Origin of the sequence: Gillisia limnaea DSM 15749 (assembly GCF_000243235.1) — a bacterium.
Taxonomy (GTDB): domain Bacteria; phylum Bacteroidota; class Bacteroidia; order Flavobacteriales; family Flavobacteriaceae; genus Gillisia; species Gillisia limnaea.
In genome coordinates this window covers 2,678,048-2,704,297 of sequence record NZ_JH594606.1, presented here as the reverse complement: position 1 = coordinate 2,704,297, position 26,250 = coordinate 2,678,048, and the positions used below count along the sequence as shown (strand labels likewise).

The window sequence follows — 26,250 nt, the reverse complement described above, 5'->3', positions numbered from 1 at the left end:
ATCCAATATGTATTTATTTCCACTGCCTATTTTAAAGTTGACAGGCTGGATTTTAAAACCTCAATTTTAGCTTCTGCATCTGCCTGTTTCGCCTTTTCAATAGCAACAACCTCTTCAGGTGCGTTACTTACAAAACGCTCATTTGACAATTTCTTTTCTACAGATTTTAAAAATCCCTGAGTATATTTTAATTCTTCCTGAAGTTTAGTTCTTTCTGCGTCAATATCGATGGCCCCTTCGATAGGAATAAAATACTCATTGGATCTTACCCTGAATGAAAGGGTTCCTTCCACCTGCTTTTCTACATAATTCAATTCAGAAATATTTCCAAGTTTTACAATAACCGGATTAAAGGTTTCCGAAATTTTTTCAGTATTAAGAATATCCAGCTTAATAGCATCTTTAAAAGAAATATTCTTGTCTTTTCTGATGTTCCTAATCCCGGAAATAACTTCAGAGGCACTATTGAAATCATTGATTATAACCGAATCAATTTTTCCAGGTTCCGGCCATTTTGATATTATTAAAGCCTCTTCAGAAGTTCTTGGTTTTAATTGTTGCCAGATCTCTTCAGAAATAAAAGGAAGAAAAGGGTGTACTATTTTCAAATTATCCTCTAAAATAGAAATGATTTCGTTATAAGTTTTCTGATCCATGGAATCCCCAAAAGATGGCTTTACCATCTCCAGTAACCAGGAGCAGTAATCGTCCCAAATAAGCTTATACGTGGACATTAAAGCATCACTCATTCGGTATTTGGAATAATGATCCTCTATCTCCAGCAGCACCTTTTGAAATTTTGACTTATACCAGTCTATGGCGATTTTTGAAGCAAGATTTTGTTTCTTTGAAGCATCAATTTCCCAACTCTTTATCAGTTTAAAAGAGTTCCATATCTTATTTACAAATGCACTCCCCTGCTTACAAAGATCCTCTTCAAACATCAAATCGTTTCCTGCGGGTGAACTCAACAACATACCAACCCGTACTCCATCTGCTCCATATTGATTGATCAACAAAATAGGATCTGGTGAATTACCCAGAGATTTGGACATTTTTCGGCGTTGTTTATCCCGTACAATCCCCGTTAGATAAACATTTGTAAATGGTTTTTTCCCTCTAAACTCAAACCCGGCAATGATCATTCTTGCAACCCAAAAGAATAAAATTTCGGGAGCGGTAACCAAGTCATTGGTGGGATAATAATAATTGATCTCTTTATTATCCGGTTCCATAATCCCATTGAAAACGCTTATGGGCCATAACCATGAAGAAAACCAGGTATCCAAAGCATCTGAATCCTGTCTAATATCTTTAAGTTGAAGATCTTTATTTCCAGATTTAGCGATCGCTTTCTCCAAAGCCGCTTCAATAGTTTCGGCAACAACAAAATCCTCCTTAGCTTCTCCGTAAAAGAAAGCAGGAATTTGATGACCCCATAATAATTGTCTGGAAATATTCCAATCCCGAACATTTTCCATCCAGTGTTTATAGGTGTTCACGAATTTATCCGGAACCAGATTCACCTCTTTATCCAAAACCGCATCCAAAGCCGGTTTTGCAAGATCTTTCATTTTTAAGAACCATTGATCGCTTAGTTTAGGCTCTATTACCGCACCTGTACGCTCACTGGTTCCAATTTTATTGATGTGAGTCTCTGTTTTGATAAGAATCCCCAAATCTTCAAGTTCTTTTACTATCGCCTTTCTAGCCTCAAATCTATCCATTCCCTGGTAATGCATTCCGAAGGAATTAAGGCTAGCATCGTCATTAAAAATGTCTATCACCTCCAAATTGTGACGCTCTCCAATTGCCTTATCATTTTCATCATGCGCCGGAGTAACTTTTAAGCATCCGGTTCCAAACTCCATATCCACATAGTCATCTTCAATTATTGGAACAGGTCTGTTCACAATGGGCACAATTGCATTTTTTCCCTTTAAATGAAAAAATCGCTCATCATTGGGATTTATGCAAATTGCGGTATCTCCCAAAATGGTCTCGGGCCTTGTAGTAGCAATGGTTACTGTTTCATCGCTATTTTCAATTTTATAGGTTAGGTAATATAAATTTCCTTGTTTTTCCTGATAGATCACCTCTTCGTCAGACAAGGTTGTTTTAGCTTCAGGATCCCAATTAACCATTCGGTAACCACGATATATTAAACCTTTTTCGTACAAATTCACAAACACCTTTATCACAGATGCAGACATATCCTTATCCATAGTAAACTTGGTACGTTCCCAATCACAGGAAGCTCCAAGCTTTTTTAGTTGTTCCAGGATAATCCCACCGTGCTTATGAGTCCAGTCCCAGGCATGAGACAAAAACTCCTCTCGTGAAAGGTCATTTTTATCAATTCCTTCAGCTTTTAATTTTGCAACAACTTTTGCCTCGGTGGCAATAGAGGCATGATCAGTACCAGGCACCCAACAGGCGTTAAATCCCTTTAGCCTTGCTCTACGGATGAGTACATCCTGAATTGTATTATTTAACATATGCCCCATATGCAGTACTCCTGTCACATTAGGAGGAGGTATTACAATAGTATAGGGAGTCCTTTCATCTACCTCAGAATGAAAATAGCCTTGTTCCAACCAGTAGTTGTACCATTTTTCTTCTATCTGCTGTGTATCGTATTTTTGGGATAAGGACATAATTGGTCTAATATTTGAAAATATGTGCAAAAGTACTTATAAGTTGAGGATTATAAAAGAAGTAGTTTTAGTTAATACTTTTGAGTTTGGCTATAAAGACCTTACCTTTACAAACATTTAATTTTAAAAATGATGAAAACAATCTTAACCATATTAATAGTAGTTTTAGGTGGATTATCCACGATAACCGCCCAAAACACCCCGAAATTTCAGTTTAAATCTGAAGTGATAGATTACGGAGAAATTGAAAAAGGCGCTAACGGACTTCGGGTTTTTGAATTCACGAATTCCGGTACTGCTCCACTTGTCATTGAAAATGTGTATTCAAGTTGTGGATGTACAACACCATCCTGGACAAAAACCGCGGTTGCTCCAGGGCAATCTGGTAAAATTGAAGTAAAATACAACACCACTATTGTTGGGCCTATTAGGAGAACAATAACCATTTATTCCAATGCCGATGAAAATCCGAAGGCGATTAAAATAAAAGGCAAGGTTCTGGACCCGGATGAAAAATCATAAAAATTTTTAAGCTCCCGAAATTCGGGAGTTTTTTTTGAAATATTCTTTATGGTAAATTAAGAAAAGATTCACAAATTTCTTCCTCTATTTGCATTTCCTCTAAAAGTCAACCTTGCTGATCTTAAAGTACAAATAAAAGTTTTACTCTATTCATTATAGAAGAATATACAGACAGTGAAATAACCATAATAGAAAAACTGGCGTTTCAAATTTTGTTTTAAAACACAAAAAGCTCGAAATATAAATGCCCCTAAGATGACAGGTAATTTGCATTTAATTTTGCATTTTTGCACAGAGAAAAAAAATTAAATAAGTTATGCCCAAAATTTCAGTTAAAGGGATTTCCATGCCGGAATCACCAATAAGAAAATTAGTACCATTTGCAGAAGCAGCGATAAAAAAAGGTCGCAAAATATACCTTTTAAATATTGGCCAGCCCGATATTAAAACCCCTGATGTTGCACTGGATGCTGTAAGAAATCACAACATAGAAGTTTTATCATACAGTCACTCTGCCGGTTTTGAAGGCTATAGGGCCAAACTAGCCGGATATTACCAAAAAAATGACATTCCGGTAACCGGGGAAGAAATCATTATTACTACCGGGGGATCTGAAGCTTTATTATTTGCTATGAGCAGTATCGCTGATGCTGGGGATGAAATTATTATCCCTGAACCATTTTACGCAAATTATAATGGATTTGCCACTGCTTCCGGGGTTAAAATTGTCCCGGTTGAATCTAAGATCGAAACCGATTTTGCACTTCCTCCCATTTCAGAATTCGAAAAATTAATCACCCCAAGAACCAAGGCGATTTTAATTTGTAATCCCGGAAATCCAACAGGATATCTTTATACTAAAGAAGAGATAAAACAACTTGCAGATCTCGCTTTAAAACATGACATTTTTATAGTCGCAGACGAGGTATATCGTGAATTTGCCTATGATGGAGCTCAACATTTTTCCATCATGAGTCTTACCCAATTGAAGGATCATGCGATCATGATAGATTCCGTATCAAAACGCTATAGCATGTGTGGAGCAAGAATAGGTTGCCTGGTTTCAAAAAACAAAGAGGTAATAGCTGCGGTAATGAAATTTGCACAGGCACGATTAAGCCCTCCAACTTTTGAGCAAATTGCAAGTGAAGCCGCCTTAGAAACTCCTCAAAGTTATTTTGACGATGTAATAGAAGAATATACCTCCAGAAGAAACCTTCTAATCGAAGGACTTAAACAAATAGAAGGGGTTAAAGTAGCAGTTCCTAAAGGAGCATTTTATTGTATCGCTGAATTACCGATAGATAATGCCGATAAATTTGCCAAGTGGCTGCTTGAAGACTTTCAACTGGATAATGAAACGGTCATGGTAGCACCTGCTGCAGGATTTTATTCTACCCCAAACACCGGAATGAACCAGGTAAGAATTGCGTATGTACTTAAACAGGAAAATTTAAAAAAGGCGATTAACATTCTTAAGGTGGCTTTAAAAGAATACAACAAATAATGAATATTTCCCGGAATACTTCTTTAAAATCCTATAACACCTTTGGGATTGATGTGAACGCTAAACAGTTTATATCAATAAACACTATCGATGAACTTAGGCAGGTTTTAAAACAGAATTATTCCGGGGATTTGTTTATTCTAGGTGGCGGTAGCAATATGCTTCTTACAAAAGATATCGACGCGATTGTAATGCATATTAATATTCTGGGCAAAAGAGTCGTTAGAAAAACAAAAAACAGTGTTTTTGTCGAAGCACTTGCAGGAGAAAACTGGCATCAGTTTGTGTTATGGACCCTGGAAAATAACTGGGGCGGCCTTGAGAATTTATCTTTAATCCCAGGAAATATTGGTACTGCCCCAATTCAAAATATTGGTGCGTACGGCGTTGAACTCAAGGATACTTTTGTATCCTGTGATGCCATTGACCTACAAACTCTGGAATCAATAAGTTTTTCTGCAGAAGAATGCGAGTTTGGATACCGGAATTCTATTTTCAAGAATAAGGTGAAAGGCAAATACATTATTACCGGAGTTACTTTTAAGCTAAAGAAAAAGAACCACGTAATCCAAACGAATTATGGAGCGATTGATGAATCATTAAGATGTTCTGGAATTAGCGATCCAACGATTCAAGATGTGTCAAAAGCTGTAATAAAAATTAGACAACAGAAACTACCAGATCCACGGGTTCTTGGAAATAGCGGAAGTTTTTTTAAAAATCCGGTAATCACCAAAACCGAGTTGGAACTAATAAAGTTAGATTACCCAGAGATTCCTTCTTATGAAATTTCGCGAAATGAGGCTAAAATTCCTGCGGGATGGCTCATAGATAAAGCCGGTTTAAAAGGATATAGAGAAGGCGATGCAGGTGTTCATAAGAATCAGGCATTGGTATTGGTAAATTATGGAAATGCCAGCGGAAAGGAAATTCTTTTACTTGCAAAAATGGTCCAGGAAAAAATCAAGAAACAATTTAACATAGACCTTGAACCGGAAGTAAATATATTTTAGATAAAAAAGATCATAAAAAAATCCCGCCAAAGCGGGATTTTTAAATTTTACAATACTGTGATTAGGATTTTTTCATCACAACGGCATCAATAACATGTACCACACCATTTGATGCTTCTACATCTGCCTGTACGATATTTGCTGTTTTACCATTACCGTCTTTCAAAACGATCTTATCTCCGCTCATTGTAGCTGTTAATTCTGCACCTTCTACAGTAGAGAATTTAAAAGTTCCATTATTAGCCTGGATTTCTGCAGCAAGATCAGAGGAAGTAATTTTTCCTGAAACCACATGATACTTAAGAACATTTTGTAAATTCTTTTTATTCTCAGGTTTCATTAAATTATCCAAAGCAGTTTTATCCACTTTAGAAAAGGCGTCATTCGTTGGAGCAAATACGGTAAAAGGACCTTCATCCTCTTTCATCATTTGCGCAAGTTCAGCATTTTGCATCGCACTTACCAATGTACTCAAAGTGGGAGTTGCCATTGCTTTGGCTGCGATAGAATTAGATTCCATCTCCATTTTTTCTTCCTGAGCCTGCATTTCAGATTCTCTTTCAGCCTCCATTTGTTCCATTTCCATGCGCTCTTTTTCTTCCTGTGCTTTTTTCTCTTTATCTTCACAAGATGTAAAAGTAACCGCAGATACTATAGCGATCATAAATAAATTTCTTAATTTCATAATTTAGTTTTTTCTGTTAATTAATCGTTGCAATTTAGCAAGGAATCCTTAATTACTGCATATTTAATAATTAAATTTAAGTTAAATTTAAACAACGGCCACAATAAAGGCAATTCATTTCCTTAGCCTCCTTTTTATTCTTATTTTTGCAGTAAGAAATTTAATTATGGAACTATTTATTATAACATTCGTTTTATTAGCATTGGCATTCGCCGGAATTGCCATAAAGATTTGGGGGAAAAAAGACGGGAAATTTGCAGGAACCTGTGCTAGTCAAAGTCCTTTTTTAAATAAGGATGGGGAAGCTTGTAGTTTTTGCGGAAAATTGCCTGATGAAGCTAAAGACTGTGCCGAGCCTAAAAAGACGAACTAAAACTATATGGCAATATTTTTACTGGTATTCTTTTTAATAATCTCATTTATAAATATCCTATTTTACATAGGATATTTTAGTTTTGCTAACGCAATTAACGTTGATTCCAAAAGTGTCAACCTACCTGTTTCAGTAATAATTTGCGCAAAAAACGAAGCAGAAAACCTTCAGCAATTTATACCTTCTATATTAAACCAGAATTACCCCAATTTTGAGGTAATCCTTATCAATGATGCTTCTACCGACACTACCCTGGAGGTAATGGAAAATTTTGCTGCTGAAGACAATCGCGTAAAACTGGTAAATGTTATCAACAATGAAGCCTTCTGGGGAAAGAAAAAATATGCACTTACCCTGGGAATAAAAAAGGCGAAAAACAATTATCTTCTTTTTACCGATGCCGATTGTACTCCTGTAAGCGGTCAATGGATAACTTCCATGGCTTCAAAATTTGAAAATGAAAAAACCATCATTCTCGGTTATGGCGGATATATTAAGAAAAAAAAATCATTTTTAAATTTACTAATCCGCTTTGAAACTCTTCTTACCGCTGTGCAGTATTTCTCTTATTCAAAATGGGGCATCCCGTATATGGGCGTGGGAAGGAATCTAGCTTATTCTTCAGAAGAATTTTACAATCAAAATGGGTTTGCTACTCATTTACATGTACGTTCAGGAGATGATGACTTGTTTGTAAATCAGGCTGGATCCTCAAAAAACACAGCAATATGTATTAACCGGGAATCAATTACCCGCAGTGTTCCAAAATTAAATTATAAAAACTGGCTCTTGCAGAAGCGCAGGCATTCCTCGACTGCTTCCAATTATAAATTCCAGCACAAAATTTTACTCGGCACTTTTTACAGCTCCCAATTAATATTTTGGTGCCTTCTTGTTCTATTATTAATACTTCAAGTTCAATGGCCTTTGGTTTTGGGTATTTTGGCCCTTAGATTATTGATTCAATATATTGTTTTCTGGAAATCGGCCAAAAAACTGGATGAAATGGATTTGGTTTGGTTATTTCCAGTTCTGGAAGTGTTTTTAATTTCCTCGCAATTCTATATCTTTATCAGTAATATTTTCTCAAAGCCAACTCATTGGAAATAAATCCCGCTATCCTTCTTCAACAAATAGAGCAAGCAAAGGCCGGGCATCAGGCAGCCTTTAAATATTTACTGGACACCTTTTGGAGTGATGTATATGCATTTCAGCTAAAAAGGACCAGGAATGAGTATGATGCTGAAGAAATCACTATTCAAACCTTTTCGAAAGCCTTTGATAAACTTTCTTCTTTTGATGAAAATTACAATTTCAAAACCTGGCTCATAACCATTTCCAGGAACATCCATATAGACCTTATTCGAAAAAAGAAAGCATCAATTCGCGGCAATACGGCAGATGAATCCAGCGAAAAAGTTTACAAAATCGCCGATGAAACTCCTACCATAGAAGATATCCTTATAAATGAGCAACATCTTGCGCAATTGCTAAGCGATATCAAACAATTGAAACCGCATTATCAAAAAGTGATCAACCTTAGATATTTTCAGGAGAGATCTTATAAGGAGATCGCTACAGAATTGGAAGAACCTATGAATAATATCAAGGTGAAATTGTTGCGCGCAAAAAAATTATTAGCCCAGATCATCGAATCCAGAAAGAGCTAAATCAAGTACTGCTGGGCACGCTCACGAGATATGCCCAGAAAATAAATCTCCGGTTCTTGGATGAAATAACGCCCGAAGGCTACGTGCGGTCATCGGGAAATTAACCCCGAAAGACTCCCTTTCTTAAATTACTCATTTCATCATATTATTGTATCTTTGAATCATAGAATTTTGATATGACTACAGATACTATAACTGCACCAATACGAACGCCAAAACCTAAATGGCTGCGTGTAAAACTTCCTACCGGAAAGAAATATACCGAGTTAAGAGGCTTGGTCGATAAATACGATCTACATACTATTTGCACCGCCGGAAGTTGCCCCAATATGGGGGAATGCTGGTCTGAAGGTACTGCCACTTTTATGATCCTTGGAAATATTTGCACACGTTCCTGTGGATTTTGTGGCGTAAAAACAGGGAGACCAGAAACTTTAGACTGGGATGAACCAGAGAAAGTTGCGCGTTCTATTAAATTGATGAAAATAAAACACGCTGTTGTTACCAGTGTAGACCGGGACGACCTAAAAGATATGGGTTCCATTCTGTGGGCTGAAACCGTGAAGGCTATTAGGAGAATGAATCCGGAAACGACACTAGAGACCCTTATTCCCGATTTTCAGGGAAATGAGCGAAATATCGACAGAATAATTGCAGTAAACCCTGAAGTTGTTTCCCACAATATGGAAACCGTAAAACGTCTCACCAGAGAAGTACGCATCCAGGCTAAATATGAGCGCAGTTTAGAAGTGCTGAATTATTTAAAAAAGAACGGGATAAAAAGAACCAAATCCGGGATCATGTTAGGGCTTGGGGAAGAAGAGGATGAAGTTATTCAAAGCCTTAAAGATTTGCGAAGCGTGGATGTTGATATTGTAACCATTGGCCAATATTTACAACCAAGTAAAAAACATTTACCCGTAAAAGAATTCATAACTCCCGAACAATTCAAAAAATACGAAGCCATAGGCATGGATTTAGGCTTTCGACATGTAGAAAGCAGTGCACTGGTAAGATCCTCCTACAAAGCTCAAAAACATTTAACTTAATTCCCCTCTGCACAGAACATGGCTGAAAAAATAAAAATTGGGATCAACGGTTTTGGTCGTATTGGTCGCAACTTATTCAGACTTTTAATAGGAAATAATAAGATAGAAATAGTTGCAATCAACGATATTGCAGATGCTACTACCCTAACCCACCTTTTAAAATATGACAGTATTCATGGTAGGTTACAGCAAAACATTTCTTCTAAAAATTCATTTATAAACATAGAGAGCCGGAAAATCCCGGTTTTAAATCACGCTCACCCAAAAGATATTCCATGGACAAAATACGGAGTGGAGTATGTAATAGAATGTTCGGGAAAATTCAAAAAAACAGAGGATCTGGAGTTTCATCTTCAGGACGGGGTTAAAAAAGTAATTCTTTCTGTGCCACCGGAAGATGATCAAATTAAAATGGTTGTTTTAGGAGTTAATGAAAACATTCTTGATGGAAGTGAAAAAATAATTTCCAATGCATCCTGTACCACGAATAATGCAGCACCTATGCTGGAAGTTATCAAAAGGAACTTTGGTGTAAGACACGCTTATATTTCCACAATTCATTCCTATACTTCCGATCAAAGTTTACATGACAAACCACATAGAGACCTAAGAAGGTCAAGGGCTGCAACACTTTCTATCATCCCAACTACAACCGGTGCCGCTAAAGCCTTAACCAAAATATTCCCAGACTTAAAAGATGTTATTGGTGGTTGCGGAATACGCGTTCCGGTTCCTAATGGTTCTCTTACAGATATGACTATAAATGTGCTTCAACCCACCACGATTAAAGAAATCAATAAAGCCTTTAAAGAGGCGTCTAAGACCTACCTTAAAAATTATCTTAGTTATACCGAAGAACCCCTTGTTTCTATTGATATTTCCGGCGATCCACATTCCTGTATTTTCGACGCTCAAATGACATCTGTAATAGGAGGGAATTTAATAAAACTTATAGGCTGGTATGATAACGAAATAGGATATTCCAGCCGGTTATTAGATTTAATTTCTTTGGTTTCAAAGAAATAACTATATTTAACAATATTAAGTACGAGCCACCCCCTGATGAAGAAATTACTTTTTTCGCTTATTTTCCTGTTCAGCTGCTATTCTTCATCTGCTTTTCAGCAAGAAAAAGAGGATGAAATTTCCAGGAAGAATATGGAAATCCTTCAATTACTAAATGAAGCCGAAATTTCAATAAATGTTTTAGATTTTCAGCAAGCGCATACCCAGCTAAATGAGGCGCTGGAAAAAGCAAAACAAGTTAACGATCAAAAATACATCGCTCTTTCCAGCGGTATTCTCTCCTCGCTTTATTACATACGCCACGAATATGACCGGGCAGATACAGAACTCCAACGTGCAATTTCAATTCAAAGAGAAATAGAAGACGAGGCAGGACTTGCATATAGTTATCTTAATTATTCGAAAATTTTAAGCGCACAAAATAAATTTGATCGGGCTAATAATTATTTGGATTTAGCTGAAGATTATTATTTAAAAGTAAATGATACGGAATACCTTGGGATTGTTTCTCTAAACAGGGCAATAAATAACCTGAATTCTAAAAATTCTGAAAAAAGCCGACAGCTCGTTCTTACCCAGTTAAATAATGCCGAGATTTATTTAGCCGAAAGCGTAAATAAGTATGAAAAATCGCGATTATATTATTATAAGGCAAGGATTAATTTCATAAAGGGTAAATATGATTTGGCTCAATCTGAAGCTTTAAAATCCCTGAAAATTGCTAAAGATAATAATTATGGAAGTATGTTCATACAATCCACCAAAATTTTAAGTCGGATTGCCGAAGAACAAGGAGATTTTGAAAACTCCCTGAGCTATCTCCAGACCAGCACTAAAGTAAAGGATTCAATTTTTAATATGAATAAGGAAGTTCTGGCCATAGACGCAAATACACGCTACGGGGTAGATGCTATGCGAACCAACTTAAAGGAGCTTTCACGACAAAATGCCGAACAGGAGCGCTCTCTAAAAGTAAATAAACTCACCACCATTTTGAGTGTGGCACTTATTACTATCTTGTCTTTATTAACTTTATCGCTTTATAAAAATAACAATCTTCGCGCACGCGCTAACGATTTGCTTCAAAAGAAAAATGATGAACTTACCATCGCTAAAGAAAATGCTGAAAAAGCATCTATGGCTAAGGCGCAGTTCCTTTCCACCATCACGCATGAACTTCGCACACCATTATATGCTGTAACAGGATTAACACACCTACTATTAGAAGAAAGCCCTACCGAAAATCAGAAGGAACATTTAAATTCCCTCAAATTTTCAGGAGAATACCTGCTTTCCCTAATCAACAATATTTTAGATCTAAATAAACTGGAAGCAAAAAAGGTTGATATCCTTGAAACTTCATTTAACCTGGAAAAGCGCATTTCTGATGTACTCATCGCCCTGAAAAATTCGGCCGATGAAAAAAAGACGACCTTACATTTCGATTTCGATCCTGAAATTCCAAAAAAATTAAAAGGAGATCCGCTTAAAATCTCTCAGATCCTAATCAATTTGATAGGAAACTCAATTAAATTTACCGATAATGGGGACATTTGGATAGCTGTTAAGAAAGTTAACCAGGTTGGCAAACAATTATTTCTTCATTTTCAAATAAAAGATAATGGTGAAGGAATCACTAAAGAAAAACAAAGTGCGATTTTTGATAATTTCACACAGGGCTCCCTGCAAATAAACAGGAAATTTGGAGGAACAGGTTTAGGCCTTTCAATTGTCAAGAATTTATTGAATTTAATGGGCAGTGATATTCACCTTGATAGTGAATTAGGCAAAGGTTCCTCCTTTACATTCGACCTTAAGTTTGAAGCATTCGAGGAGTTAGCAGGAATTACAAACCCCAACACGCCCAGTGCCGCACTTTCCAATGATATGATGCATAACAAACGCATTCTTATTGTAGAGGATAACAAGATCAACCAAATGATAACCCGCAAGATTTTGGAAAAACATTTGGTGATATGTGATATTGCCGATAATGGTACTATTGCTATTGAAAAGGTGAAAAAAAACAATTTTGACCTCATTTTGATGGATATACATATGCCAGGAATAAGTGGAATTGAAGCGACTATTGAAATAAGAAAATTTGATGATCAAATTCCTATTGTTGCCTTGACAGCCGTTACACTTGACGAGAATCTTGATGAATTCTACTTAAACGGATTTACAGATATTATACCTAAACCATATAAAACAGAAGAGTTTTTCCACAAAATCAATTTGCATCTGGCCGCAAATAAAGTTCAGGCTTAAGCTTTTGGCATATAATTTGAAATTGCAATTGCAATTAAAATTATATACCGAAAAAGAATATATAGTTTGAATTAGCCAAAATTAAATGAGGTGCTTTTTGCACCTCATTTTTCAGTTAATACATAGTGTGATAATTCCTTTTTGAATCCTTCAGCATTGCTAATAAATTTCATTTTAATAGGCAGATAGTATAATCCGGGATGAGAAAGCAAATTCTTTAATCTCATGTAATCTTTTTCTGTGGTAAGAATTCTGGAGGCAGAAGTAAACTTCTTCAAATCTAAGGAAGAAAAATTATGATGATCTGGGAATTTAATATGGGTAAAGTCTATTTTCAATTTATCAAGATGCTGACACAAAGGACTGGGATTTGCTATCCCCGTTACAAGGGTTATCTTTTCTTCCAAAAGAGCACTTAGAGAAATTTCTTCATTTTCATTATAAATATTTTCAGCATACTCGATATAACTGAAGTATAATTTTTGGTGATTCTTTAATTTCAGCTTTTTCCTTATTTCATCCTGTTCTTTTTTGGTTAAGTTCACAGGACATTTGGTTACCACAATAATCCGGGCTCTTTCAGCACCAATGGAAGGCTCCCTTAAATTCCCCGTTGGCAACATCAAATCATTCATATATAAATCACCATAACTGGTTAAAAGTATGTTTAGCCCTGCTTTAACCTTTCTATGCTGAAAAGCGTCATCCAACAATACCACTTCCGGAGAAAACCTGTTTTTTAGAAGTGAAATCCCATGAACCCTATTTTCATCAACGGCGATTATAGCATCTTTGAATCGGGATTTAAACTGAAGGGGCTCATCCCCCACTTCCCTGGCAGGTTCAGTTCCATTTAACAAAACAAAACCGGTTGTCTCCCTTCCATAACCCCGGCTAAGGGCAGCCACCTTATATTTCCTGGAAAGCAGATCCAGAAGATATTCTATCATAGGAGTTTTTCCCGTCCCACCAGCACTCAGGTTTCCAACACAAATAACAGGAAATGCAAATTTTGTAGATTTAAAGAAACCTGTATCATATAAAAAATTGCGAAGAAGCATCACCAAACCGTACAAAAGCGCAAATGGAAAAAGGAATTTTCTAAAGATTCTCATCCAGACGAAAGTATAATATTTATATTTGAAATAAAATAAGAATTTATGATAATTGCAGAGGTCATCAAACATCTGGAAGATTTTGCGCCCGTTTCCACCGCTGAAGATTTTGACAATGTAGGCTTATTGGTTGGCCAGCCAGAAACAAAATTAACCGGCATCCTCATCACGCTGGACACCCTCGAGGAAGTAGTAGCCGAAGCCATCGATACAAACTGTAATTTAATAGTGAGTTTTCACCCCATCATATTCTCAGGATTAAAAAGGTTGAATGGAGCTAATTATGTAGAAAGAACAGTGATAAAAGCTATTCAAAACAACATCGCGATTTACGCGATACATACGGCCCTGGATAATCACCGTCTGGGAGTCAATAAAATGATTTGTGACAAGCTGGATCTCCTAAACACCAGGATCCTAATCCCTAAAGAAAAGACCATCAAAAAATTAACAACCTACACCCCAACCGCGCAAGCCGCAGAATTAAGACAAAAATTGTTTGAGGCAGGTGCGGGAAGTATTGGGAATTATGATGAATGCAGCTTTAATCTGGAAGGAGTTGGAAGTTTTAAACCAGATGAAAATGCCAATCCTGTTATTGGCAGCAGTGGAGAAACTCATTTTGAGAAAGAAACCCAGATAAATATTACTTTTCCTGCACATCTGGAACAGCAAATCCTTAAAGCGCTGTTCAAAAACCATCTTTATGAAGAAGTGGCCTATGAAATTACTACCCTTGATAATTCAAACCAGCAAATAGGAATGGGCATGATTGGAGATCTAAAACAAGAAAAAGAAGAATCTGTTTTCCTTTCTGAAATAAAAAACATATTCAAAACAGGATGCATCCGGCATTCAGAATTGTTGGGGAAACCAGTAAAAAAGGTAGCAGTTTTAGGAGGCAGTGGTAGCTTCGCCATTGAAAATGCAAAAAAAGCCGGTGCCAACTTTTTTATAACAGCAGATTTAAAGTATCATGATTTCTATAAAGCCGAACAAAAGCTGGTACTAGCAGATGTTGGACACTATGAAAGTGAGCAATACACAAAAAACCTATTACATTCGTATCTTAGCAAAAAAATTAGTAATTTTGCACTTATTTTATCGAATACAAAAACCAATCCTATCAAGTATTATTAACTATGGCAAAAAAAACCGATGTTACTGTAGAAGAGAAGTTAAGAGCGTTGTACGATCTTCAACTAATTGATTCCAGAATCGATGAAATTAGAAATGTACGAGGTGAACTTCCCCTGGAGGTTGAAGATTTAGAAGACGAAGTAGCCGGGTTAAACACACGTATACAAAAGTTAGAAACTGATTTGGAATCGGTTGATGCAGACATTAAGAACAAAAAAATTCTTATTGATGATTCTAAAGCAGCAATAAAAAAATATACCGAACAACAAAAAAATGTTCGGAATAACCGTGAATTTAATGCTTTAAGCAAAGAGATCGAATTTCAGGAACTTGAAATTGAACTTGCTGAAAAACACATTAAAGAACACAAAGCTCAAATCGAGCAGAAAAAAGAGGTGATCGCTCAAACCAAGGAACGTTTAAACGATCGCGATAAACATCTCGTTCACAAAAAAGGAGAATTAGATGCTATTTTGGCTGAAACTCAAAAAGAGGAAGAATTGTTGGTGAAAAAATCCAACGAATTTGAAACTCAAATTGAAGAAAGATTGATAAGTGCCTATAAGCGCATAAGAACCAACGTTAAAAACGGTTTAGCAGTAGTAGCGGTAGAGCGTGGAGCTTCAGGAGGTTCTTATTTCACTATCCCACCACAGGTAATTGTGGAAATTGCAGGCAGAAGAAAGATCATCACAGATGAGCATAGTGGTAGAATTTTGGTTGATGAAGAGCTGGCAAAAGAAGAACACGAAAAGATGGAAAAGCTTTTCTCTAAAATCTAGACAAGTAAAAAACCTTGTATAAAAGGATATTCAAAAGGAATCTAAACCTGATTTCTTTTTGAGTATCCTTTTTTTTGTGCTTTTATTTCTGGTTTAAACTTCGAAGCGAAAACAATATTTTTTTTAAAAATCTCCTCCAGAAAGCAGATCCAATAATTAGATTAACAACATTTTCACACACCAGACCAGTTTATCCCCTAACTTTAAACCCATACTAATAATTGCATAGTCCAACAAATAACTCCCTATGAAACTATTCCTTTCTGTTCTTACAATGATTTTTATACTTTCGTCGTGCAAAAACAATCCAGAAAAAGATGTCCGGGATGAGGATATCTACCTGGAAGAAGAAAATATAGAAGCAGAAAAACACCCTAACGGGGAAAAGCAGAACAAACCCTCCAAAAAACAGAAAGATGTTTCAGGGTTAAACTCCCCGGGGGAGGAATCAAATTCAGACAATAACGCTACTGCATCTATGGTCGGAAATTACATCAAGGTAGGCCAGGAAAATGATTCCAATTGTTCTTGTTATTGTCTGGAAGTAAAATTTACTGCTAATTCTAAATTATGCCTTACTCAGGGCAAGATGTATATCGATGTCAAATTTGAAAAGAAAGATGAAAATCTGGTTCAGGTTTTCCTCATAGCTCCTTCCAATTTTAATACTGACGGAAATGAGATCCCCTGGGAGAAATTCGACAAAAATGCTCCGGTTGCTACAATTACATCAAAAAGTAATGGAGAAATAGATTTTGATTGGTTAGGTTTCACAATAAATGGCGACTTAGCACAAGACTATGCGCTTTTCGGAAAAAAAACACTGGAGGGCTCTTACAAAAAAAAGTGATCCTGCCTGGTTAAAAAAAAATACCAGTTGCGACCAACAAAGACTATCTTTTAATAAAACTGAAACTTTATGAAATCCATTTTTTTATTATCTTTTTCTCTGTTTATGTTATCCTGTGGAAACGGAAACACACAAACGGTAACCAAAGAAAGTATCTCCAATGCAGAACCGATAGAAGTCTCTATTCAGGACGGATTGGCAAAAGTATATTTTGCCAGCGGTTGTTTCTGGTGTGTGGAAGCTATTTATGAGAGTATTGAAGGGGTAGACGAAGTGATTTCGGGATATTCTGGCGGACATACAAAAAATCCAACCTACGAATCCAGCAATACGGGAACTACGGGACACGCAGAAGCGGTTGAAGTCATTTATAATCCTGAAAAAATCAATTTTAAAACCCTGGTTCAGGTATTTTATGGCTCGCAAAATCCTACCCAGGTAAATGGACAAGGACCGGATCAAGGTTCTCAATACCGATCTATACTTTTCTTTCAAAATCAGGAGCAAAAAGAAATTATTGAGAATGTAAAAGCCGAGGTTGCAAAGAAGTATGAAAAACCTCTGGCTGCAGAAATTTTACCCTTTCAAAAATTCTGGATTGCAGAAGATTATCATCAGAATTATGAAAAAAATAATCCCGGAAATCCTTATATTCAAAATGTTTCTATTCCAAGACTAAATAGATTTAAAGAAAACTTTACTGAAATACTGAAGAAAAATAGTCATTAAAATTTCTTCAAAATTATTGATAAAGTGAAGCCTTTGGCTTCACTTTTTTTTTATGATTCCCGGATTTAGTTCCCCCTAAAGGATTTATTTAAGTATTTTTACATCGATTAAAAGAACTCCTAAGCTCCTTCCATGAACATCACCACAGAGAATGTACTTTTAATAGGTTCCATCCTACTTTTAATAAGCATTATCGCCGGTAAAACATCGTACAAATTTGGGGTTCCCACCCTAATTTTGTTTTTACTTGTTGGGGTTCTGGCAGGATCTGAAGGAATAGGAAAAATCAATTTTAACGATCCCCAACTAGCTCAGTTTATAGGAATCGTTTCCCTCAATTTCATATTGTTCTCTGGAGGACTGGATACCAGTTGGAAAAGCATAAAGCCTGTGGTATGGCAGGGAGTTTCCTTATCTACTCTGGGGGTTTTGCTAACAGCTGTTTCTGTTGGTTTTTTTGTGTCCTTTATAACAGATTTTACCATCTACGAAGGCCTTCTATTAGGCGCAATTGTATCCTCCACAGATGCTGCAGCGGTATTCTCAATCCTCCGGGCTAAAAATCTTGGCCTAAAAACAAATCTTCGGCCAACCCTGGAATTGGAAAGTGGTAGTAATGACCCTATGGCATATTTCCTTACCATTGCCTTTTTAGGACTGGTAATCAATCAGGATCTTAGCATTTATAGTATAATACCCCTTTTTCTTAAACAAATTTTAATAGGTGGGGCGCTTGGTTTTGGTTTTGGAAAATTGAGCAAATATATGATCAACCGCATCAAGCTGGATTTTGAAGGATTATATCCTGTTTTAACCATAGCCCTTATGTTTATAACCTTTTCCTTCACCGATTTTGTTGGTGGAAACGGTTTTTTAGCCGTCTACTTATGTGCGGTTTATTTGGGAAATCATAATATCATCCATAAAAAGACCATTATGAAAATGTTTGATGGTCTTGCCTGGCTTATGCAAATAGTGCTTTTCCTAACCCTTGGTTTATTGGTTTTTCCAAGCCAGGTACTACCTGTATTGGGAATAGGAATGTTTGTTTCGGTATTCCTCATATTTATAGCCCGTCCCTTAAGCGTATTTATAAGCTTGATGTTCTTTAAAATGAAAATGAGAAGAAGATGGTATATCTCCTGGGTTGGACTTCGCGGGGCGGTTCCTATTGTTTTTGCAACTTATCCACTTTTAGCCGGAATTGATAAGGCAGATATGATCTTTAATATTGTTTTTTTCGTATCGCTCTCCTCTGTATTAGTTCAGGGAACGACTCTATCCCTGGTTGCAAAATGGCTGCATGTGGCACTTCCGTTTAAAGTTAAACCAAAATCCCCTGTAGATGCATTTTTAGCTGATGGAGCAAAATCATTTATAAGGGAGATCATTATTCCAGAAAATAATCATTCGGTTGGGAAAGCCATTGTACAATTGAAATTTCCAAGGAAAGCCATTATAGCCATGATTTCCCGGGATGATAAGTTCCTAACTCCAAACGGTGCAACTGAAATTGAACCCAATGATATGCTTATAGTTCTTACGGAAGACAGCGAAACTCTTAGGGAAGTATATACAAGTCTGGGACTGGATATGATTAAAGAAGAAGAGGAGAGTTTGACCTAAGAATTTATTTCAATTTTTAACCAGAAGTTCTAATATTAAATTCTCTACCTCCTTGCTATCCCAACGTTGTTCAATTTTTTCCAATTTCATTACCTCATCCATAATCGCACGCTGTTGATCTCCTATGGCAAGCGCATCTGCATAAGGTTTATCTGAAAATGTTACTCTGGAATAGAGCGGGATCCAATGCTCGGGATGTTTTTCGGAAAAATGCTTTTCAATTTTTTTTCGAAGCAGAAATTCTGGATTTGCAGTTTTACTGCTCATTTCAATAAAATTCCTGTAACTCAATTCTGCAATAGCATCAGCATTAGGCTTTCTAAGATTTTGATATTCCATAAATATGTGTTCCCAATCATCTCCATACGCTTCCATAAGATCATCTAAAACAGAAATATCCTCGAAGCCAGCATTCATCCCCTGTCCATAAAAAGGGACTATTGCGTGCGCAGAATCTCCCACAAGCGCAACTTTATCATAATACGTCCATGGAAAACATTTCATAGTTACCATCGCACTGGTGGGATTTTTGAAAAAATCCCTGGTTAAATTTGAAATATCATTTATTATATCGGGAAAATAGGTGGCGAAAAAAGTTTCAGCATCTCTTTCGGTTTTAATACTTTCAAAAGAAACTTCACCTTCAAAAGGAAGGAATAAGGTACAGGTAAAGCTTCCATCCAGGTTAGGCATTGCAATCAACATGAATTCTCCGCGAGGCCAGATGTGAAAAGAGGCATTATCAAGTTTATGGGAACCATCTGCATTAGCCGGAATCGTAAGCTCCTTATACCCCACGTCTATAAAGAATTGAGAGTAATTGAAACGGCTTTGCCGCTGCATTTTATGCCGCACCCTTGAAAAGGCACCATCTGCCCCAAAAACTATATCAAACTGATATTCTTCCCACTCGCTTTTTTCACTTTCACCCGTAAATATTGTTGCTTCTGCAAGATTAATATCCCATACTTTTTCCTCAAATTTAAAAACCACTCCGGCTTCCTCTGCGAGATCGATCATTTTTCTATTTAACACTCCGCGGGAAATCGAAAATATTGCCTCTCCTTCTTTTCCGTATTTCTGAAAATAAACGGGCTTTTCATTTACGTGCATTGCACGCTTATCCAGCGGCAAAGCAATTTTCCTGATTTCCTCCTCAATACCAACCTTTCTTAATGCGTACCAGCCTCTGTTGGACATTGCCAGGTTTATAGATCTGCCGGAGAATTCAATAGTTCTAACATCCTTCCGTCTGTCAAAAACTGTTACCTCATGACCTCTTTTAATCAAGTAAATAGCCAAAAGGGAACCTACCAATCCGGAGCCAATTATTGCTATATTTTTAGTTTGCTGCATATAGTAGAGTTATTTTCCCGATGGTATAAGAATTTTATTGATCTAATTCGATTCAAAAATACCGATAATTTTAGTTACCGGTTAAAATATTTAGAGTTTATTAGCCGCAAACTTCCCAAACTAAAGCCTTTATTATGGCAATTAATTTCTAATTTTAAAAATCGATTTTTTCTTAAAATAAGTTAAATACCTGCGTATTTATAATATGTTTAACAAGCATTCCTACTACAACCTGTAACTTTATTTTGAAATATAAAATCAACCGAAAAATGAATTTAGACCAACCCCTTCTACAATCTTACCAAATGGGAGATATAACCCTGAAAAACAGAGTAATTATGGCCCCTATGACCCGTAACCGGGCAGATAACAAGGAAAACACCCCCACCACTCTCCATGTAGAATATTACCGACAGCGCAGTGATGCCGGTTTGGTTATAACAGAGGGTTCTCAGGTCTCAGAAAGGGCTGTTGGTTACATTAACACCCCAGGAATTCATACTGGCAGCCAGGTAGAGGGTTGGGAAAAAGTTACAAAAGCAGTTCATGAGAAAGGAGGTAAAATTTTTATTCAGCTGTGGCACTGCGGACGGATTTCTCATTCCAAATTTCACAATGGAGATAAACCCCTTGCTCCCAGTGCCGTAAACGCTAACGAAAAAGTGTATACTATAGATGGTTTTGAAGATACCGAAGAACCAAAAGCTATGAGTCTCGCGGAGATCAAAGAAACAGTATTGGAATTTAAAACAGCAGCTCAAAATGCGAAGAAGGCCGGATTTGATGGGGTTGAAATTCATTCCTCGAATGGCTATTTAATCCACCAGTTTTTTAACAGCAATTCAAACATCCGTACCGATGATTACGGAGGGAGCATTCCTAACAAAGCTCGATTCTTTTTTGAAATTATTGAAGCAATTTCCGAAATTTGGGAAGAAAATAAAATTGGGGTTAGATTAAACCCTTCTCTCCATAATTCCTTCGGAATTATTGCTTCTGAAGATACTATTCCTACATTCGATTATATAGTAGAAAAACTCAATGCCTATGATTTGGCTTATGTACATCTTTCAGAACCTTTTACAGATGTGAGCGCGATTCCATTTTTGAAAACTGAAATCGCAAAACACTATAGACCTATATATAAAGGAACCTTGATGATAAATGGAGGGCTCGATCAGGAAAAAGGAAATAAGATCATTGAAAATGGACATGCAGATTTGGTTTCATTTGCCAAATTATTTATTTCCAACCCAGATTTACCTGAGCGTTTCCAAAAAAATGCACCTATAGCCAAATGGGATGAAGCTACGTTTTACACTCCCGGAAAAAAAGGGTATACCGATTATCCCAGTTATGAAAAGTCAAAAAATGCCAAAAGCTCTTAAAATGGCTTCAAAAAGAACTAAATGTTGGTTAATACAACTTTAGTTTTGTGAATATCCCTTTAAATTTAAACTTAAATAAAATCATTAAATCATGGATGAGGCAAAATTGGAACAAATGAGATCAATGTTGAATAAACTGGAAGATATAAAAAACAGCCAGGAAAGTATTATTGATAAAATTAACCATGTGATCACGGACCTATTTCAAAACCCAGATAAAGAACTGGAAAAAGCAATGGAGGTCGCACATCAAAACTCTTCAGATAACGTCGATGCAATTCGGGAAATAATTGAAGACTATGAAATCCGAATCAATCAGGAGGAAATAAGTGATTGATTTTAGAGATTGATTAACAGGATAATCTTTTAAGTATTACTAAATTTAGGTCAGTTAATTTAACTGACCTATTTACATGAAACACTATACAAACTCCGATATAAAAAATTTAGATAAGCTATTTCGGCTTAATCTTATAAATAGCTGTACTGGATATAAATCTGCAAATTTATTGGCAACCAAATCCAAAAGTGATCAAACGAATGTGGCTGTTTTTAATTCTGTCCACCATATAGGAAGCAATCCGGCAATGTTAGGTTTTATTTTAAGACCTACCACGGTACCCAGAAACACCTTTAAAAACATAAAAGAAACCGGGTTTTTTACTGTAAATCATATTCATGAAACTATGATTGAGCAAGCACATCAAACCGCAGCAAAATATGAAAATGACATTTCTGAATTTAACCAAACAGGTTTGGAGGAAGAATATTTGGACGATTTTTTTGCACCCTATGTTAAACAATCATCGGTAAAAATGGGATGTCGTTATTTAAATGAATATCACATCCTGGAAAATGATACCATTCTGGTTGTTGCGGCAATAGAGCACCTATATTTTGAAGAGGGAATACAAGCTCCAGATGGATGGCTGCGTTTGGATGATGCCGGGACCATAGCAATAAACGGTTTAGATGGCTATGCCTTGCCGGTTCTACTGGATAGGTTCCATTACGCCAGGCCGGGGAAGGAAATTAAATCTTTTTTCAAAAAAGAATAATTTAGAAAATGAAACAAGTCAAAAAACAGGATCTCCGAACGAAAATATGTGAGTCCTGTGGCCTTATATTTTCCTGGCGTAAAAAATGGGAAAAGAACTGGGCCAACGTAAAATATTGCAGTAAAAAATGCAGCAGTCAGAAAAATGGAAAAAAGCATAGTTTGGTTTAGAAATGATTTAAGAATTGCCGATAATAAAAGTTTAAGCGTGGCTTGCAAAAACAGTGAAATGGTTATTGGAGTTTATTTCATGGATCCGGAAAAATTCGAAATTGGAGAATTTGGATTTAAAAAAACCGGAAAATTCCGAGCCAAATTCCTTCTGGAAAGTTTGCAGGAGCTTTGGGATAATCTAAGAAAATTGAACATCAGCCTCCTTATAATCAAGGATAAGCCAGAATCAAAATTTACTGAGTTGGTAGAACGTTTCCAGATCACCTCACTTTATCTACAAAAAGAATGGACTCCTGAGGAAACTAAAACCCTCAAGGCAGTAACCTCAATTTTGCCGGAGGCTGTGAATGTGAAAGAGCACTATAATCAGTTCCTATACCACCCTGAAGATATTCCATTTGATACGTTTCGAGATATCCCACAGGTTTTTACCGAATTCAGGAAAAAATGTGAAAAGAATGGAAAAGTTAGACCTGTTATTCCAATTCCTGAGAAATTACCAAATGAAAATTTACTTTCTGAAATTGCAAACCTACCAACTTTAAAAGAACTTGGATTCGAGAATTTTGAAACAGATCCAAGAACTGCTTTTCCATTTAAGGGAGGGGAAGATCAGGCAAAAATAAGATTGGAGGACTATTTTTGGGAGACCAAAAAGCTTGCGGTGTATAAAAAAACACGCAACGGACTTTTAGGAAAGGACTACAGTTCAAAATTTTCGTCCTGGTTAGCAAATGGATGTATTTCTCCCACAATAGTTTACCGGGAGATCCGGAAATTTGAAGATAAAGTCACAAAAAATGAAGATACCTATTGGTTGATTTTCGAACTTTTATGGAGGGACTTTTTTAAATATATCTCCTTAAAACACGGGAATGATATCTTTAAGGTTGGCGGCGTTCTAAAAAAAGATTATTCCTGGGGACATGACGATCGCATAAAAGATCTTTGGATACAGGGAAAAACCAAAGAGAATTTCGTGAATGCCAATATGAATGAACTCGCTAAAACAGGATTCATGAGCAACCGGGGAAGACAAAATGTATGCAGTTTCTGGTCTAAAGAATTACAACAGGACTGGCGAATTGGTGCAGCTTATTTTGAAAGCATGTTGATAGATTACGATGTGCACAGCAATTGGGGAAACTGGATGTATAACAGCGGCGTGGGCAATGATCCACGGGACAGAAAATTCAATATAAAATCCCAGGCAGAGCGTTATGATCCTGCAGGTAAGTATCAACAAACCTGGCTTCAGGAAAGACTCTTTTAAACCATGCGTATACTTAGACTTATTTTAGGCGATCAGCTCAACCATTCACACAGTTGGTTTGATGCTACCCGGGAAGATGTCACGTATGTCATTATGGAAATGCGACAGGAGACAGATTATGTTGTTCACCACATACAAAAGGTTGTTGCCTTTTTCAGCGCGATGCGAAATTTTTCTGAGTATCTCAAAGCTAATGGACATCGGGTTAAATATTACCAAATCTCAGATGCAACAAACAAGCAAAGTTTAGAGAAAAATATTCAGCAATTGATCTTAGAAAGTGATATTGAAAAGTTTGAATATCAACTTCCGGATGAATATCGCCTTGATGAACAACTGAAAGCCTTTTGTAAGGGTTTAAAAATCAATTCTGAAGTATTTGACACAGAACACTTTTTAACCAAAAGGACCGACCTTGCCGCGTTCTTTAAGGGAAAAAAGCAAATGATCATGGAAAATTTTTACCGGGACATGCGGAAAAAGTACGATGTGATGATGGTTAACAATAAAGACCCCGAAGGTGGAAAGTGGAATTTTGATAAGAGCAACCGGAATAAATGGAAAGGTTCCCCGAAAATCCCTGATGCGTGTTATTTTAACAGGGATATTTCAGAAATAAAAAAGGAAATTGAAAAAACAAATATCAAAACTATAGGATCTATAAATCCTGAAAATTTCAATTGGCCAACCAATAGGAAGGACGCTGTTACTGTTCTTGATTATTTCTGTGAAAACCTACTGGTACACTTTGGAGATTACCAGGATGCTATGCATACGGAACAGGTTTTTCTTTTTCATTCAAGATTGTCTTTTGCAATGAATTCCAAGATGCTTCATCCCCTGGAGGTTATCGATAAAACCATTGAATACTGGAGGGAACATAAAGACGAAATAGATATTTCTCAAATTGAAGGTTTCATTAGGCAAATACTGGGTTGGCGTGAATATATGAGGGGTATTTACTGGAAAGAAATGCCGGATTACAAACAAAGAAATGCACTCAAAAATCACAATAAACTTCCGGAGTTTTACTGGACAGGAAAGACTAAGATGAATTGTTTAAAACACGCCATTAACCAAAGTCTGGAACATGCCTATGCACACCATATACAACGCCTAATGATCACGGGAAATTTCGCTCTTCTTACCCAAACCAATCCGGACCAAGTCGATGCCTGGTATTTGGGAATCTATGTAGATGCTATAGAATGGGTGGAAATAACAAATACCAGAGGAATGAGTCAATATGCCGATGGTGGAATTGTAGCCACAAAACCTTATGTCTCCAGTGGGAGTTATATCAATAAAATGAGTAATTACTGTGCAGATTGTCATTACAAGGTTTCCAAGAAGGTTGAAGAGGACTCCTGTCCTTTTAATAGCCTTTACTGGAATTTTCTTGATGAAAAGAAGGAATTTTTCCAGGACAACCATAGAATGGCCATGATGATGAGTATGCTGGAAAAAAAATCTACTGCAGAAATGACTGATATAAGGGAAAGAGCTTCCAATATTATTAAAAATTTAGATATTATCTAAAGTAATAGTTAAACACACGTTAAAAAAGTTGAGTTTAGACTGCTGTTTGCATAAATTCGTACACAATTACTAACCGGGTTATAAGATTTTTAAAATGTTAAGATGTGATCTACCCGATTTAATGCATTTATTTTTTAAAATCTAAACCATTAATAGCAACTTATGTTGCGCTAAACAACCAACAATTATGAAAGATTTAATTTGGCTTATTGTAGTTTTATTGATTATCGGATGGCTAATAGGATATTTTGCATTTCCTGATTTAGGCGCGATTATTCACATTTTAATTGTGATTGCGGTAATATTGATTTTATACAAACTGCTTACCGGAAGAAGATTGTAATAGGAATAAATACTATTTACCAAGCCCCTTGATTTTTTCAAGGGGCTTCGTTTTTTATATCATTTCCTATAACTTAACTTGGGTGAAATTTTAAGATCAAAAAAC

General features: G+C 36.4%; 25 protein-coding genes. 21 read left to right on the top strand and 4 right to left on the bottom strand.

Going from position 1 to position 26,250, the window contains the following annotated elements; translation table 11 throughout:
• Positions 1-26: 26 nt before the first annotated feature.
• On the bottom strand, positions 27-2,657 hold the full coding sequence (locus GILLI_RS13770; RefSeq protein ID WP_006989732.1) for a valine--tRNA ligase: 2,631 nt from the start codon (positions 2,655-2,657) through the stop codon (positions 27-29).
• Between the two features lie 132 nt (positions 2,658-2,789).
• Between GILLI_RS13770 and GILLI_RS13765 the strand changes: the two genes are divergently transcribed.
• The 3 genes from GILLI_RS13765 to murB all read left to right on the top strand — a co-directional run bounded on the left by GILLI_RS13765 (position 2,790) and on the right by murB (position 5,699).
• Positions 2,790-3,179 (top strand): DUF1573 domain-containing protein, encoded by a 390-nt coding sequence (locus GILLI_RS13765; RefSeq protein ID WP_006989731.1) that lies wholly within the window; start codon positions 2,790-2,792, stop codon positions 3,177-3,179.
• A gap of 316 nt (positions 3,180-3,495) precedes the next feature.
• Positions 3,496-4,686 carry a pyridoxal phosphate-dependent aminotransferase gene (locus GILLI_RS13760; protein WP_006989730.1) on the top strand — a complete coding sequence of 397 codons (1,191 nt, stop codon included), beginning with the start codon at positions 3,496-3,498 and terminating at the stop codon, positions 4,684-4,686.
• A complete protein-coding gene (murB, locus tag GILLI_RS13755) occupies positions 4,686-5,699 on the top strand; it encodes a UDP-N-acetylmuramate dehydrogenase (RefSeq protein WP_006989729.1) in 1,014 nt (337 codons plus the stop codon). Before GILLI_RS13760 ends, murB begins: the two co-directional genes overlap by 1 nt.
• Positions 5,700-5,760: 61 nt before the next feature.
• On the opposite strand, the gene GILLI_RS13750 is transcribed toward murB, so the two are convergent.
• Entirely contained in the window at positions 5,761-6,384 is a 624-nt protein-coding gene (locus tag GILLI_RS13750) for a fasciclin domain-containing protein (RefSeq protein WP_006989728.1), read from the bottom strand.
• Positions 6,385-6,550: 166 nt separating this feature from the next.
• Here GILLI_RS13750 and GILLI_RS13745 point away from each other — a divergent pair, with 166 nt between their 5' ends.
• From GILLI_RS13745 to GILLI_RS13720, 6 genes are all read left to right on the top strand, one after another.
• Entirely contained in the window at positions 6,551-6,757 is a 207-nt protein-coding gene (locus GILLI_RS13745) for a hypothetical protein (protein ID WP_006989727.1), read from the top strand.
• 6 nt (positions 6,758-6,763) lie between these two features.
• The gene (locus tag GILLI_RS13740) at positions 6,764-7,867 is read left to right on the top strand and encodes a glycosyltransferase (RefSeq protein ID WP_006989726.1); all 1,104 of its coding nucleotides are present in this window, start codon (positions 6,764-6,766) and stop codon (positions 7,865-7,867) included.
• The gene (locus tag GILLI_RS13735) at positions 7,858-8,427 is read left to right on the top strand and encodes an RNA polymerase sigma factor (RefSeq protein ID WP_006989725.1); all 570 of its coding nucleotides are present in this window, start codon (positions 7,858-7,860) and stop codon (positions 8,425-8,427) included. The genes GILLI_RS13740 and GILLI_RS13735 overlap by 10 nt, the downstream gene beginning before the upstream one ends.
• 176 nt (positions 8,428-8,603) lie before the next feature.
• On the top strand, positions 8,604-9,476 hold the full coding sequence (gene lipA / locus GILLI_RS13730) for a lipoyl synthase (protein WP_006989724.1): 873 nt from the start codon (positions 8,604-8,606) through the stop codon (positions 9,474-9,476).
• Positions 9,477-9,494: 18 nt separating this feature from the next.
• Positions 9,495-10,502 (top strand): type I glyceraldehyde-3-phosphate dehydrogenase, encoded by a 1,008-nt coding sequence (gene gap, locus GILLI_RS13725; protein WP_006989723.1) that lies wholly within the window; start codon positions 9,495-9,497, stop codon positions 10,500-10,502.
• A gap of 36 nt (positions 10,503-10,538) precedes the next feature.
• On the top strand, positions 10,539-12,773 hold the full coding sequence (locus GILLI_RS13720) for a tetratricopeptide repeat-containing hybrid sensor histidine kinase/response regulator (RefSeq protein WP_006989722.1): 2,235 nt from the start codon (positions 10,539-10,541) through the stop codon (positions 12,771-12,773).
• A gap of 104 nt (positions 12,774-12,877) precedes the next feature.
• Here the strand turns inward: GILLI_RS13720 and lpxK are convergent, their stop codons facing one another.
• A complete protein-coding gene (lpxK, locus tag GILLI_RS13715) occupies positions 12,878-13,888 on the bottom strand; it encodes a tetraacyldisaccharide 4'-kinase (protein WP_006989721.1) in 1,011 nt (336 codons plus the stop codon).
• A 45-nt stretch (positions 13,889-13,933) separates the two neighbouring features.
• Between lpxK and GILLI_RS13710 the strand changes: the two genes are divergently transcribed.
• The 5 genes from GILLI_RS13710 (at position 13,934) to GILLI_RS13690 (ending at position 19,015) form a co-directional block, all read left to right on the top strand.
• The gene (locus tag GILLI_RS13710) at positions 13,934-15,028 is read left to right on the top strand and encodes a Nif3-like dinuclear metal center hexameric protein (RefSeq protein ID WP_006989720.1); all 1,095 of its coding nucleotides are present in this window, start codon (positions 13,934-13,936) and stop codon (positions 15,026-15,028) included.
• Between the two features lie 2 nt (positions 15,029-15,030).
• Positions 15,031-15,810 (top strand): zinc ribbon domain-containing protein, encoded by a 780-nt coding sequence (locus GILLI_RS13705; RefSeq protein WP_006989719.1) that lies wholly within the window; start codon positions 15,031-15,033, stop codon positions 15,808-15,810.
• Positions 15,811-16,057: 247 nt separating this feature from the next.
• Complete coding sequence (locus GILLI_RS13700) at positions 16,058-16,660, top strand: hypothetical protein (RefSeq protein ID WP_006989718.1); 603 nt, start codon at positions 16,058-16,060, stop codon at positions 16,658-16,660.
• A gap of 69 nt (positions 16,661-16,729) precedes the next feature.
• On the top strand, positions 16,730-17,389 hold the full coding sequence (msrA, locus tag GILLI_RS13695; protein ID WP_006989717.1) for a peptide-methionine (S)-S-oxide reductase MsrA: 660 nt from the start codon (positions 16,730-16,732) through the stop codon (positions 17,387-17,389).
• A 132-nt stretch (positions 17,390-17,521) separates the two neighbouring features.
• Positions 17,522-19,015: a potassium/proton antiporter gene (locus GILLI_RS13690; protein WP_006989716.1), complete on the top strand. Its 1,494-nt coding sequence runs from the start codon at positions 17,522-17,524 to the stop codon at positions 19,013-19,015.
• Between the two features lie 9 nt (positions 19,016-19,024).
• On the opposite strand, the gene GILLI_RS13685 is transcribed toward GILLI_RS13690, so the two are convergent.
• The gene (locus tag GILLI_RS13685; protein ID WP_006989715.1) at positions 19,025-20,371 is read right to left on the bottom strand and encodes an FAD-dependent oxidoreductase; all 1,347 of its coding nucleotides are present in this window, start codon (positions 20,369-20,371) and stop codon (positions 19,025-19,027) included.
• A gap of 269 nt (positions 20,372-20,640) precedes the next feature.
• Here GILLI_RS13685 and GILLI_RS13680 point away from each other — a divergent pair, with 269 nt between their 5' ends.
• The 7 genes from GILLI_RS13680 (at position 20,641) to GILLI_RS18440 (ending at position 26,145) form a co-directional block, all read left to right on the top strand.
• On the top strand, positions 20,641-21,759 hold the full coding sequence (locus tag GILLI_RS13680; protein WP_006989714.1) for an alkene reductase: 1,119 nt from the start codon (positions 20,641-20,643) through the stop codon (positions 21,757-21,759).
• Positions 21,760-21,850: 91 nt separating this feature from the next.
• Positions 21,851-22,096 carry a hypothetical protein gene (locus GILLI_RS13675; protein ID WP_006989713.1) on the top strand — a complete coding sequence of 82 codons (246 nt, stop codon included), beginning with the start codon at positions 21,851-21,853 and terminating at the stop codon, positions 22,094-22,096.
• A 76-nt stretch (positions 22,097-22,172) separates the two neighbouring features.
• On the top strand, positions 22,173-22,817 hold the full coding sequence (locus GILLI_RS13670; RefSeq protein WP_006989712.1) for a flavin reductase family protein: 645 nt from the start codon (positions 22,173-22,175) through the stop codon (positions 22,815-22,817).
• A gap of 8 nt (positions 22,818-22,825) precedes the next feature.
• Positions 22,826-22,987, top strand: a complete 162-nt coding sequence (locus GILLI_RS18175; RefSeq protein WP_006989711.1) for a DUF2256 domain-containing protein — start codon at positions 22,826-22,828, stop codon at positions 22,985-22,987.
• On the top strand, positions 22,962-24,263 hold the full coding sequence (locus tag GILLI_RS18625) for a DASH family cryptochrome (protein WP_006989710.1): 1,302 nt from the start codon (positions 22,962-22,964) through the stop codon (positions 24,261-24,263). The genes GILLI_RS18175 and GILLI_RS18625 overlap by 26 nt, the downstream gene beginning before the upstream one ends.
• Before the next feature lie 3 nt (positions 24,264-24,266).
• Positions 24,267-25,802, top strand: a complete 1,536-nt coding sequence (locus GILLI_RS18620; protein WP_006989709.1) for a cryptochrome/photolyase family protein — start codon at positions 24,267-24,269, stop codon at positions 25,800-25,802.
• Between the two features lie 187 nt (positions 25,803-25,989).
• Complete coding sequence (locus GILLI_RS18440; protein WP_006989708.1) at positions 25,990-26,145, top strand: lmo0937 family membrane protein; 156 nt, start codon at positions 25,990-25,992, stop codon at positions 26,143-26,145.
• Positions 26,146-26,250: the final 105 nt, after the last annotated feature.